Annotated in this window: 11 protein-coding genes; 2 read left to right on the top strand and 9 right to left on the bottom strand. The window is 43.7% G+C overall.

Annotated features, from left to right (window positions below):
* The 3 genes from QT996_RS19580 to QT996_RS19570 all read right to left on the bottom strand — a co-directional run.
* Positions 1–3265, bottom strand: a 3265-nt coding sequence (locus QT996_RS19580) for an nSTAND1 domain-containing NTPase (protein ID WP_445304581.1), incomplete at its 3' end; no start/stop codon positions are given.
* 4 nt (positions 3266–3269) lie between these two features.
* Complete coding sequence (locus QT996_RS19575) at positions 3270–4649, bottom strand: P-loop NTPase fold protein (RefSeq protein WP_333048433.1); 1380 nt, start codon at positions 4647–4649, stop codon at positions 3270–3272.
* 131 nt (positions 4650–4780) lie between these two features.
* Complete coding sequence (locus tag QT996_RS19570) at positions 4781–5971, bottom strand: M20 family metallopeptidase (RefSeq protein WP_333048432.1); 1191 nt, start codon at positions 5969–5971, stop codon at positions 4781–4783.
* A gap of 444 nt (positions 5972–6415) precedes the next feature.
* Here QT996_RS19570 and QT996_RS19565 point away from each other — a divergent pair, with 444 nt between their 5' ends.
* On the top strand, positions 6416–7846 hold the full coding sequence (locus tag QT996_RS19565) for a glycosyltransferase family 87 protein (protein ID WP_333048431.1): 1431 nt from the start codon (positions 6416–6418) through the stop codon (positions 7844–7846).
* A gap of 154 nt (positions 7847–8000) precedes the next feature.
* On the opposite strand, the gene QT996_RS19560 is transcribed toward QT996_RS19565, so the two are convergent.
* Positions 8001–8318, bottom strand: coding sequence for a ribbon-helix-helix domain-containing protein (locus tag QT996_RS19560; RefSeq protein ID WP_333048430.1), 318 nt, complete (start codon positions 8316–8318; stop codon positions 8001–8003).
* A gap of 74 nt (positions 8319–8392) precedes the next feature.
* Here QT996_RS19560 and QT996_RS19555 point away from each other — a divergent pair, with 74 nt between their 5' ends.
* Positions 8393–8626, top strand: a complete 234-nt coding sequence (locus QT996_RS19555) for a hypothetical protein (protein ID WP_242719202.1) — start codon at positions 8393–8395, stop codon at positions 8624–8626.
* Between the two features lie 43 nt (positions 8627–8669).
* Here QT996_RS19555 and QT996_RS19550 read toward each other — a convergent pair whose 3' ends face one another.
* The 5 genes from QT996_RS19550 to aspS form a co-directional block, all read right to left on the bottom strand.
* On the bottom strand, positions 8670–9428 hold the full coding sequence (locus QT996_RS19550) for a DUF3226 domain-containing protein (RefSeq protein ID WP_333048429.1): 759 nt from the start codon (positions 9426–9428) through the stop codon (positions 8670–8672).
* Entirely contained in the window at positions 9425–10531 is a 1107-nt protein-coding gene (locus tag QT996_RS19545; RefSeq protein ID WP_333048428.1) for an AAA family ATPase, read from the bottom strand. Before QT996_RS19545 ends, QT996_RS19550 begins: the two co-directional genes overlap by 4 nt.
* A 177-nt stretch (positions 10532–10708) precedes the next feature.
* On the bottom strand, positions 10709–11119 hold the full coding sequence (locus QT996_RS19540; protein WP_333048427.1) for a putative toxin-antitoxin system toxin component, PIN family: 411 nt from the start codon (positions 11117–11119) through the stop codon (positions 10709–10711).
* Positions 11109–11336, bottom strand: a complete 228-nt coding sequence (locus QT996_RS19535; RefSeq protein WP_190733082.1) for a hypothetical protein — start codon at positions 11334–11336, stop codon at positions 11109–11111. Before QT996_RS19535 ends, QT996_RS19540 begins: the two co-directional genes overlap by 11 nt.
* A gap of 183 nt (positions 11337–11519) precedes the next feature.
* Complete coding sequence (gene aspS, locus QT996_RS19530) at positions 11520–13313, bottom strand: aspartate--tRNA ligase (RefSeq protein ID WP_333048426.1); 1794 nt, start codon at positions 13311–13313, stop codon at positions 11520–11522.
* Position 13314 lies beyond the last annotated feature (1 nt).

Raw genomic sequence — 13314 nt, 5'->3', positions numbered from 1 at the left:
TCGATACCCCATCTTGATGTCCTTTAAATTCTTGTATCAGCTTGCCTGTTAAATCCCACAACCGGGCTGTTTTGTCCCTTGATGCCGTAGCGATGTATTTGCCGTCGGGACTAAAACTGACACTCGATACCCCATCTTGATGTCCTTTAAATTCTTGTATCAGCTTGCCTGTTAAATCCCACAACCGGGCTGTTTTGTCCGATGATCCCGTAGCGATGTATTTGCCGTCGGGACTAAAACTGACACTCCATACCCAACCTTGATGTCCTTTAAACCGATTTTGTTCTCGGATGTTGTCGAGAATCTGGTTGAGGGCAATCTGGGGAGTAGATACCGGGTAATCAGTAAGGGAACGAACATTTTTGACTGTAGCTTTGAGTTCTTTTCCCGTTTTCACGGCTGAGATTAAAGCATCTATTTGGTTATTGCCAGATTCAAACAGTCTCAAAGCATCACTTGCAGCGCGCTCTAATTTGGTCAATTTCTGTGCCTTGTCCACTTGCTGCCACGCTAATCCCATTACAGTTGCAGCTAAAACTAGGCTAATACTCAATACCGCTGTACCAATACCAATTCGTCTCTGGGCTTTTTGCTGTGATTCTACGGACAAAAGTTCTGCTTTTTGTGTGGCCTCTGCTAATATCTGATTTTTGGCTTCAGTCTGCTTGAATTTTTCGCGTAATTCTAGTAATTCCGCACCGCGCTGTTTTCGGATAAAAGGTACTAAATAATCGTGAACAAGTTGGTAGAGTTCAATGGGAGTTGCAGGCACTTCTAACACCAATCCCGATTTAACCATAATCTCTAAAACCAACTCTAATTTTTCTGACTCGCTTCCTAAATCTGCTGCTACTTCAAGCAAAGTTTTTTGAGGACGGGTATTGTTTTCATCCGTCAGTAAATACAAGACAAGTTCGGCAATGTCTTTATTCTCTTTGCCACAGTCGGCGATAACTTCTGCTAAAAATTCCTCAACCAGTTTGACCTTAGCCTGACTGCCAAGTTGCTGATATTCACTCAGTCGAGTAATCTGCCTTTTTTCCAGTTGCATTCCCACGACTTGAAGTTCGATCGGTCGTACTTCTCCCACTTCACCTGCTAAATCTGCTACCAGTGCGTTTGCCAAATCATCGTCCAAGTAAAATTGAGATCCTTTTGTTAATGTTTGAACAATAGCTTTCGCATCTGAAATTGAGAAATTTCCCAAGTAATAGCAGATTTTTTTCGTTAGAATGTCGTTATCAATTATTGATAAATTGGTGGCGCGATTGAACTCTAACAAGTAGAAAAGATAATCTTCCCGCAGCGACAGAATAATTTTGAGGTGGCTAATCCGATTTAAACATTCAGCCAGAAAATCATATAACTCTCGCCTACCAATTGGATCTCGGTAAGCAAAGAAAAATTCCTCAAACTGGTCAAAGATTAATACAGTTAATAAATTACGGTCTTGATTCAGTTGCAACTGTTTTAAAATAGCTGTTGGGGTGTCGATCGGTTCTGACAAATTCACAGCTTTTAATTGTTCAATTCCTGCTTTCAAAGACTCACCGCAATCCCTCACCCAATCATGATACGATTGCAATAAAATAGGCAATACGTCCCGCGCTTCAAAAGTTGTCAGTTGCAGTGCCGGAACTAACCATGCCTGAATTATCGAACTTTTTCCTACCCCAGATTGTCCGTGAACGATCGTCAACTTGCAAGCAGGTGTACGTATCCGTTTACTTATCTCTTTAATATCGCGCGATCGCCCGGAAGCTGCTTCAATTTCCTCAACAATTTTAGCTTTTGACTTACCGGATTCTAAAGCGATGTCAATTATTTGTTGCGGCGACTGCAAGCGGCTGGCACCAATAAAAGCTTGCAACCCATATTTGCTTTTAACTGCTTGTTGTTCGAGTTTGATATCAAAGGCTTTTAAATATTCCCCTTGCTCAAAATACAGAGTTCTCAACTCTTCTAAAATCCTCAGATAAAGCTGCACATCATCTTGAGGCTGGGTAATTACTTTCGCTTGTTTTAAAATTTCTACAATCTCAAGAGTGGAAAATACAGACTCACTCCCCCCCTTAGCAAGGGCGGGCTGGGGGGGGTTAACTGTCGAACAGGGCATAAGATTTCGCTGCCCTTTTGCCAAAAGTAGCAGATACAAACCAGTCTCTTTTTTATTTATTCCTGCTTGTTCCAAAACCGACAATGCTAATTTAGCCGATTCGCAAGCTTTTTCCCACTGAGATTGTTGCAGCGCCACCTCAGCCAAAAAGCCGTAATCTTCAGCTAGTTGACTCAGAGTGCCGTAATTTACGTGTATTTTTAATGCTTTTTTAGCTAAATTTTCCAACTCTTCCCAAGCTTGTAAAAGTCGCAGCACTTCGCAGAGTTCGCTAATACATTTCGCAGCTAAATCATGTCGCTGCACTTGCTCAAAAATCTCTAGAGATTGCTGTAAATACTTTCTAGCTTCTTGCCAATAACCTTGATTTCCAGCCCGGTGCAATTCAGCTTTGCGGTTGTAAGCTTCAGCAATCTTCTTGCCGACAATTCCTTGTCTTTCTAACGGGTGATTTTGCTGCCAAAATGTCAAACTTTGCTGATAATGTTCGAGTGCTAAATCTATTTGATTTTTCTTAACTTCAACTAAACCGCGAATAAATTGCCAACTAGCTTGCAATTCCGGGCCTAATGCTGCATTTAGCAGGTCATTCTCCAACAACTCAATTTCACAGTCATCTAACTTGAAATTCTCAATATCAGCAAAAGCCTGGTCTGCTTTTTGTCGCAAAAAAATCCTCAAATCATCGGGCGACATCGTAAACTGAATTGGAGGAGGAGCCCAAGACTTCAAATCATTCGCCGATCGACTGAATTTAGACAGTACGGAATCCGTCACCCATAATATCAAAGGAAAAGCAAAATCTTGCTTGAATTGATCTCGCGCTCTATTTGCCCCCGCTAACAGGTCATCAAGAGCAACCACCGATTCGATACCGACAATTATTAAAGCTTTCGGCGGTTGCTCTTGGACGGCATTGAGAATAGTTTGATAAAGTGTTTTGGTAGCAGGTTCGAGGGCTAATTCTTGATATTCAACAGTAGAGCGATCGCGCAGCTTTTCCAGCATTGCAGAACGCAAGCTAGCATAATTGCAGCGCACTATAGTTAAAGAAAACTTTCCTTGAAAGCGGGCGATCGTCCGTACCAAAGTAGAGAGCGATCGCTCGTTTTCGGCTGCAATATCTTCGGCTAGATTTGAGTTTACCATAATCTCACGAATTTTGCTGCTGCCACAGCTTAAATTTGTCAGTTTCCATCAACAGCGGATTCAACGCAAACCAATTTCCTTGAGTGTCTGCATATTCAAAAACCCACAGGTTTCGCAGCAAATCTTGGTATTCTTTATCTCCGTTAATGCTTTGTTCTTTCACCACCTTAAACAGTAATTCCCACTCATCATTATCAATGCCGCGAATCAGAGTGTCGCGGGAACTGCGAATCACTGATTTCAACACATTTTGCGAAATTGGAGGGTCATCTTGCTGCAAGCAACCAAACAGCATTCCCATCAAGTTTCGCAGATGACCTCCGCTGACTCGGCACAATTCATCTAAAGTTTCATGACTGTCAAAAACTTCGGTAATTAATGTGATATGTTCCTCTGGCACAACATCGGGAAAAGCCCGCGACATCACCATGCGCCGCAGCAAATTCATCCCCTCAACACATTCGCTGCCGTCTCTATTCTTTACTGGTACCATCGGCAAAACTTTCGGGTCAACTCCCCCTCCCAATCGATTTTTCAAAATTTCACTTTCATTGCCAAAAATCAATCCCAGCGGTAGGGTATAAACTAAATGGCAATTCAGTTGCCGTAACTGATCGCCCCGGTCAATAAAGATATATTCTGGCAACAGTCGCCCCGCTGCATTGGGTCGAGAAACTATCCTGTCTAAGTTGTCAACTATCACCACCAAACCTTTTTTACCGCGCTGCTTTAACTGATTAATGGCTACATCAATAATTTCTTGATTAATCAGTTCTAACATTTTATTGGCTTGCGGTTCCATGTACTGTCTCAGTTTAGATCGCAAGTCGGGATTACTTTTGGTTTTGGCAGTAATTTTGGCGATACCTAAAGGCAGAGAAACTTCCAGATTTCCGTCTGTATTGCCCTTATATTTGCTACCAAAAAGTTCTCCTTCAGCTTCTAAAGTCACAGGGGTTTGTAAAAAATTCCAACTATTTTTTAAGAATTCTTTAAAGCCCTGGGGCTGCAAGGAAATTTTACCCTCTTCCAAGCTTTGGCTGACTCGCCGGGCGATCGCTAACATGATATCCGTCAAATCGAGATCCATTTCATCGAGGTCTTGTGTTGACTCGAAGTAAACTACATGAAATCCCTCATCTGTCAACTCTTTTTCCAGTCGCGACAATTCAGTAGACTTGCCGCAACCGATATGTCCGCTAAATAATTGGCAAGTCCGTTTATCGGGTGACACGCGGGTAATTGTTCGTTTGAGTATGTTAATAATTTTCCCGCCGCGCACCTCAGCAAAATCAATGTAGTAGCGCCCATCTTCGGCATAGCCCAATATCAGGGATCGACTGGGGTTGCAGGCGTCGCAGAATCGCTCAAAATCTAGGTTCATAAAATTTTCTAAATTAGTTTTTGTAGTTATTGTAGGGTGGGTCAGGGCTGAATGTTTTTACTAGAGACTAAACATTTTTCCGGCTAACCACCCTACGGTTAGTTAGCTGACCACCCATACGTCGAAGACTATTAGTGTGAACCTGGATGCTGTTTCCAATATTGGTAGGCGGCATAGGCTAAGGTGACAGCGCCGCTGACGATGGCTGCTTCATCGACCTCAAATTGCGGGTGATGGAGGGGATAGTTCGGTTTGTCAGTCAGTCCCACTCCTAAGCGAAACATGGTTCCCGGGGCGTGTTCTAAGTACATCGAAAAATCTTCCGCGCCGAGGGATGGTTCTGGTAAAATTTGGACGCGCGATCGACCTAAAGCTTCTAAAGCCGCACTTTCGACTAATTGCGTGAGTTTTGGGTCGTTTTGGACTCCGGGCACGCCGCGCTTGTAAGTGAGTTCGTACTTAGCGCCGTATGTCGCGCAAACGCTGGAGACAATTTGTTCGATCCAAGCCGGCAGTTTTTCGTGGGTTTCGGGGTGGAGCGATCGCACGGTTCCCAATAATTTTACTCGATCGGCAATTACGTTCGGCGCTCGTCCGCCGTTAATTTGCCCGATCGTCAAAACCAGTGGTCTCAAAGGATTTTGCGTGCGGCTAATTGCCTGCTGCAAAGTGGTAATTATCTGAGAAGCAATCCAAATTGCGTCAATCGCCTCGTGGGGACGCGCACCGTGGCCGGATTCGCCCATCACAATCAATTCTATGTCATCTGCCGCCGCCGTCAGGGCCCCGTGGCGGATACCGATGCAACCGCCGGGAATCGTCGGGAAAACGTGCACTCCGAGGATGCCGTCAACATCTTGCATCGCCCCGTCTTTAATCATCCATTGAGCACCTTGGGCAATCTCTTCTGCAGGCTGAAACAAGAAGCGGACGTGACCGGGCAATTTTTCCCCTAGCTGAGACAATATCATTGCTGCGCCCAAACCGACGGTGGTGTGGATGTCGTGGCCGCAGGCGTGCATGACTCCCTCGTTGCGGGAGGCAAATTCTAAGTTGGTGCGTTCTTGAATCGGCAAAGCGTCCATATCGGTGCGAATTGCCAGCCAGCGGGATTCGCTGCTGTTGCCTTTGAGTTCGCCGAGCACTCCTGTTTTGCCGATTCCTTCGATCGCGCGGACTCCGCTGGATGCGAGAACTCCGGCTACGTAGGCGGCGGTTTGATATTCTTGGCCGCTGAGTTCGGGGTGGGAGTGGATGTGGCGGCGAATTTCGATTAAGCGGGGTGCTAGGGTGGCGGCTAATTCTTTGATGCGGGGAAGCATGAATTTAGTTGGGGAGTGCGGTACAAGTTGTAGTCAACTAGGTTAACGCATATGTTTGGGGGTGAACAGGGTTACAAGGGGCAAAAGTGCGATCGGGCTTTTAGATGGCAATGCTATTTCGTTTGTGAATAAGATTTTTTTTTCTAACCGCAGAGGGCGCAGAGGACGCAGAGAAAAGAGAGAAAAGAGAGTTAGGTAGAAACGGGGAATAAAAGTCAATTTTTTAGGTTAAAAGGCTGATTTTTAGTTGACAATTTTTGGTTGTGATATCATCAAACAGTAAATTTACAGCCAATTCCCTGTTTATCAACGACACCCCAGATCGATCGCTCCCTCCCCCGTAGGGACACGGCAATGCCGTGTCCCTACTTAATAAACCTGGAATACCCTGTATTAAAATTATTTCCTATGATTAGCTTTGGATTCTGGAATGTAATAATTTTAATGACAGTCGCTTTGTTTCTCAAATTTAATTGGCGATTAGATAGCGAAAAAATAGCATGGCAAGATTCTTTGTTTTTAAAACATCCTGCGATCCAAAGGTTGACTCGGTTTTTTCGTCAACCTATCGTTAACTTTATTTTGCAAGCAGTTATTGTATTAGTTCTCACCCGATTTCTCTGTTATACGGGTTGGTTGGTTTACAATCTAACTAATCGGCCCGAGCCGCCTTACTGGGATTTTAAGTGGTTTTATGTAGCGAGTAGATTAGCCCATCAGCATTTGAGTCCCTTTAATGTGGAGGTCTTTAACATCGGTTTCTGTAGCATCACAAAAGTGTGCGGGTTTATTCCATCTTTTGTTTATCCACCTAATATCATTCCTCCGCTGTGGTTTTTGGGCTATTTCCCGATGAAGACTGCATTCACAATCTGGACTTGGCTGCATCTTATTGCCACAGGTTTTGTTTTATGGGGAGCGAATATTTTGTTGGTGTCGCACTCACGAGCTTTTCGGACTATTTGTAGTATATCAGTTGCATTCCTATACGGTTTTGTCTTCGATCTTCAAGTGGGCAATGTGGCAACTTTTATTGCTGTTCTGCTGTTATGGATGTTTATTTATGCTAGAAAAAATCAGGATGTAATTGCCGGAGTTTTCTTAGGAATTGCCCTGTTTAAACCCACTTTAGTTATATTGTTTCTTCCTTATTTCTTAATCAAAAGACGGTTTAAGCTAGTTTTTATATCTATAGTCACGGTAACTGTTTTGGCAGTTATAGGTCTAGCTGTAACGGGCAATTCCTTAACAGGATTTATACAGGATGCGACTCGTGGATTTCCACTCTGGCTCAACGATCCATCGAATAATGCTTATATTTCTATGAGTCGCCTTGATTTAAGGGTTATGGGGCCGAGATTTTTCCCCGATAGTCCCTTCGTGGCGAAGCTATTTTCTGACTTGATAATTCTGCTGCTAGTTGGTTTAGTGAGTTGGTATTTTTACAAAAAACAATCTCGCAATGCTTGGTCAAAAAAGGTTGACTTATCTGAAATGGTGCTAATTTCCACTTTGAGTATTGCTATCAACTATTCTCAGCCCACCAGTTCTGTGATGTTAGCACCGGCGGTGGTTTTTTTGCTGAATGATTTATGTTTTCAGATTAAAAATTGTGCCTTCTCTAGGCAAAGAATGTCGGTTTGGTTATTGGGCGTTGGCTGTGTCATGGTGCAAACCGCTGTGATTCATGGCGGGCTGTTGGTGTTTCTAGGAAAGCGGTGGAACTGGAAGGGGGGGGAATTGCCTTATTTGTTTAAAGTAACTATTTTTTCACTACCGACTTATGCGATTTTAGGCCTTACGTTAAGTGTTTTAGTCTTAGCAATTACCTCTCTTCGTCAAAAACAGGTTGCTGAATTTGACCGACCGAGCTGAAGCAGGAAATAGACATTCATCTGACCAAGAGCAAGTAATAGGTAGCGTGTTCACCATATCATTTTATAACAAATTTATTCATCTCTCTCTTCTCTTCCTCTGTGTTCTCTGCGTCCTCTGCGGTTAAATCATTCAGAAACAACCTTAAATGATATTACTTGTCGCTGTCGATTTTCTGTTGCTGCGATCGATCTTCGCTTTGAATTCTCCCCTCAGATTTAGCCTCATCTACTGCTTCTTGAATTAATGTCAACACCATATTCGAGACCGGCCGATAATGCGATTTGGCTAACCGCTCTAGGTCTGCTTTAAGTTCTTCGGGAAGATATACAACTATTCTGGGGAGTTTTGCTGGCAAGGCTGTTATTTGTGCTTTTACTGCCCTATTGTACCTTTTTTTGACCTCTACAGTATCAATTTCACCCTCACGGGTTGACTCGGAGTGCATACCGTGATACTTTAGAGTAGACACAAAACAAAACCCCCACCGCTCAGACTCGCAATCGTTCGGTGGGGGCTTGAACTCCCATATTTAGGAGAAACTCTATGATATCACCGCCAAAGTCAGTTCCCGAACTGCTCCGGGAAGAAATTCCTGATGTACCTCAAGGTAAGCAACCGATTCGTTTGCTGTTGTGTGGCGTTCCCAAAGCGGTAGACAGCATCGTTAATCTGTTGCACGTTTTAGGTTTTGCAGAAGTTGGGGAATGGAGCCCGCCTCTACCATCGCCGATAGCGGGTGAGGTAATTCGGATTTTAACCCGTTACTGGAAAGAGTAATGTTTGAGGGCGATCGTATGAATTGAAAAAGTGCGATCGTCCATTAGCTCACTTCCAAAAGTTCGCTCAAAAACTCAATAAAATTTGCCAAAGCAGGAACCTGCTGTTGCGTCTGTTCGCTCACCCAATTATTATCAGCAATACTTGTGGTATTAGTCTTCCCAGGTTTGAGAACGCTGACAACAGTAGCCACTAAAGCCTTCTGATCATCAAACGGGCCCCAGTGATTTTTGTGTTCCTCAGACAGTCCATTCAAATAAGCCAGCCCGCAATTCATAACTTCAGGATAGACAACGTTGCCGCACTCGCACAATAAATTATCTAAAACACCTTGCTGCTGATTATCTGGCAAAACATAAATTCCTGTTCGCGGTGGCCCTTCCTGACAAATTCCAGCCTGATTTGGAAATCCCGGAAAATCATTCTGAAACTGCTGATAATAGTCTCTAGCAACAGTATCAGGAAGCTTCTTGTCAGAATCAGCAACTATTCCAAAGGCTGCAATATCTGTTTTATATTCAGGATGGTTAGCAAAAGTTGCTTTAACATTTCTTCCCAAATTGCTTCCTTCCCCAGAATAGATAGCAACAGAAAGAGCGTCATTCAACAAGATAGAAGGCATATCAAGACGCTTGTATAAGTTGCCCTGTCTCGGATAAGGAGGTATGAAATTGCGCCAAAATGGTTCTAATTTGGATTCTTGCCCGTCAAAAGATTGAAAGCCGAGGAACTTGAGCACTTTGCCTACAAATGCTTGATCTTGTGGCCCTTCTACTCCGATGAGTGCGTAACTGCGGTTCACCGGCGAACCTCCTGTCCCAACTCATCCCGAACTATATGGAGTGTTTCTCTATCTAACCGAATAGCTTTAGTTTGTGACTCCCGTTTTTCTAAACGATAAAGAACTAAGTCCGTCTCCGAATCGCTAGCATCCAACATCGCATCAACTGTTTCTAAACTATGGGTAGTTGCAAATAATTGAACATTCATTTGCTTGCACCACTGCACAATCCAAGCAAATGAACTGCGAAGTGCTTCAGTATGAATTGCTGTTTCTATCTCATCAATTAGCAAAACTCCTCCTCTGACTTTTGTCAGCGTTAGAGCAATAAATAGCAAGCGACGTACTCCATCACCAAAAGAACTTAATGGTGAAATTCCCACTTGTTTGTGGTCAATATAGAGACTGCTACGATTGCCGCCATGCGATAGAATCACTAAATCAATAATTCCTGAATCCATCACTTGCAATAGCTTAATCACTTCCGGCTTAAAACGTTGAAAAATAGCTTCTGAGAGCAAGCCAACTTGTGACTGTTCTATGCGGTGAGAAAAAGGTGTCACAGTATCAACTGACAGCATTGCATCTGAGCGAATTCGCCGATTCGTTAAACGCTCATTTTCCCAAATTTCAAAAAATTCAGATAATTCAGATAATTCATTTGGTGAATCCCATATAATAGCTTTTAGCTCTATTTCTGCACCTCGCAGAGTATTATCAAATCCAAGATCGTCTGAGGATTGACTTTCGTCATCTTCCGATAATTCCACTCCCTCAAATTCTTGGTAAATTGCCCTCGACTCTCTCACTGAGAACTTACCACTACCAGAAACACGAGTTTCCATTTGGTAAAAATCCAATTGTTCTTCTTCTTTATTTTGAGGAAACAGCCATTTGAGTGCCTCCAGTCTTGGCTTGCGAGAATATTTGATTTCTCGCCGCCACGATGTGTTCAGCCATTCCAGCGGATCTAAGGGGCGACAATAGGTTGATATCGCCTCTAAAACGCTGGTTTTACCTGAGTTATTCCCACCAACCAATATGTTGATTTGGCCCAAGTCCTGCAAGGTTAAATCTCGCAGGCCTCGGAACCTATGAATGGTTAAATTATCAAGGTGTTTCATAATTATGACTTGGGCGTATAAGTCGATCGCACTTGCAACTCCTTCAACTACTTCTCATCCACATCAGACGGCGCATTCGCCAATAAACAGCACGCTTGCTGCGTCTTCGGAAATGCAAGGACATCTATGATAATTATAGTGTTTTTAGTCTAAAGACGTGCCATGTAATATATGGCATTAACTAAATCTCTCAATAAACATATCGGGAGTAATAATTTCGACTCCTTGAAAAGGAGTTAATACCAATAAATCCCAATCACCCGTAACAATTACATTGGCATTACCACTAGCAGCCAACTCTAAAAACCTATTATCTTTTTCATCTCGACAAACAGTGATGTTTTCTGTAATAGAAACTAATTGGGATGAACTGATAAATTTTAGTAAGAATAACTGCCGATCTTCCAAAGAAAGATACTTGTTAAACTTTTTACGATTCAAAACTTGCTCTAATTCATTTAAAGTCGTTTCAGAATATAAAATTATTCCTTGTGTTTCTGCCAACTCAATCGCCCGAAATGGGACTGAGTTTTTAAACAGTAAAGCACTGATTAAAACATTCGTATCAATGACAAATCTATTCGTCATTATTATCTGCTAAAATGTCTTGTAAAATTTCAGGCGTTAAGCCTCGCTGCATAGCCCGATCGGAAATTTCTGCCATCACCTGCGTTAATGTTTTATTGTGTAAATTTTGTCTAAAAAACAATTGAATAATCGAACTTAACTCTTGCTGAGTCTTAGGACTAGCTTCTTCAAAAGCTGTCTTAATATTTTCATCAACTTGAATCGTAATTATTGCCATAGCCGTTAAAAAAAGTGTTAATACGAAAACATTTTTTTTTCTAACTCTATTTTATCACACATCTTGCACCATTCTCAAGAACAGGCAAGATGCCTGTTCCACAACAGATGAATTTTCTTGTGTGCCGTTGCTCCTAGCCCGCCCTGAAAGGATGATTGAGAATGGTCAAGGTATTTTACATACTTATGACTTGGGCGTATAAGTCGATCGCACTTGCAACTCCTTCAACTGCTTCTCATCCACACCAGCCGGCGCATTCGTCAGCAAACAACCCGCCTGCTGCGTCTTCGGAAACGCAATCACATCGCGAATCGATTCCTCACCAGCCAACAGCATCACCAACCGATCCAAACCGTAAGCAATGCCTCCGTGGGGCGGAGTGCCATACTCAAACGCATCCAACAAAAAGCCAAACTTATTGTAAGCTTCCTCAGTCGATAAGCCGATCGCCTCAAACACCTTTTCCTGAACTTCCCGCTGATAAATCCGCAGAGAACCACCGCCCACTTCTGTGCCGTTTAACACCAAGTCGTAAGCTTGAGCTCTCGCAGTTTTCAAATCATTAATATCGTCGGGATGCGGCGCAGTAAACGGGTGATGCAATGCTTCCAAACGCTTCTCGTCAGCGTTCCATTCAAACATCGGGAAATCTGTCACCCACAGCAGATTCATCTTGTCTTTATCAATCAATCCCAATTCGTTACCCACGAACAAACGCAATCTATCCAAAGTCTTATTGACTGTTGTCGCGTCAGCCGCAGCGAATAACAACAAATGACCTGGTTGCGCGCCGGTGCGATCGAGCAATTCCTGCTTTTGTGCTTCCGTCAAATTATCCTTAATAGCGCCGATCGTATCAATTTCGCCATTATCCCGCACCCGGATGTAAGCCAATCCCTTCGCACCCGCTTCGCTCGCTTCCTTAAACAAATCGCCTTTCGCGCCCGGTTTAATCCGCACGTTAGAAATCGCATCATTCCCGCCCGGAATCGGCAAAACTTTCACAATTCCGCCCGCAGCAACCGCCCCGGAAAATACCTTAAATCCCGAATCTTTCATCAAATCGGAAACATCGACTAATTCCATACCGAAGCGAGTGTCCGGTTTGTCGCTACCATAGCGATCCATCGCTTCAGCGTAAGTCAAGCGCGGAAAAGGACGAGGCAATTCTACGCCTTTGACACTTTGGAAAATCTGGGAGACTAAACCTTCGTTTAATTCGATAACTTCTTCTAAAGACATGAAACTCATTTCCATGTCTAATTGTGTGAATTCCGGCTGTCTGTCCGCGCGCAAATCTTCATCGCGGAAACAGCGGGCAATTTGATAATATCTGTCCAAACCCGAAACCATTAACAATTGTTTGAACAACTGCGGCGACTGTGGCAAAGCGTACCAATCGCCCAAATTGACGCGGCTGGGCACTAAATAATCTCTCGCACCTTCAGGAGTCGATCGCGTTAAAATCGGTGTTTCAACTTCAATAAAACCTCCCACATCTTCCAGGTGGCGACGCATAGCTTTGACTACTTGGTGGCGAAGCTGCAAATTGCGACTCATACGATCGCGCCGCAAGTCCAAATAGCGATATTTCAGGCGCAAATCTTCCCGCACGCTTTCATTTTCCGCCGTCGCCACCTGAAACGGTAACTGTTTGCGAACCGCATTCAACAACTCAATTTCGTCAGCGTAAATTTCCACCTCACCCGTAGGCAATTTCGGGTTGAGGGAATCTTCGGGGCGGTTGGTGACTCGCCCAGTAATTTTAACCACGTATTCGCTGCGTAAAGCCTCAGCCCCGTGATAGGAATCGGGGGTGCGTTCAGGATCGCTGACTATTTGCACAATACCCGATCGATCGCGCACATCCAGAAAAATCACCCCGCCATGATCGCGGCGGCGATCCACCCAGCCGTAAAGGGTGACAGTCTCTCCGATGTGTTCGCTTCGCAGTTCGCCGCAGTAGTAACTTCTCATA

The organism is Microcoleus sp. S13C4 (assembly GCF_036700865.1).
GTDB lineage: Bacteria > Cyanobacteriota > Cyanobacteriia > Cyanobacteriales > Microcoleaceae > Microcoleus.
This window is presented reverse-complemented; position numbering and strand designations above follow the sequence as displayed.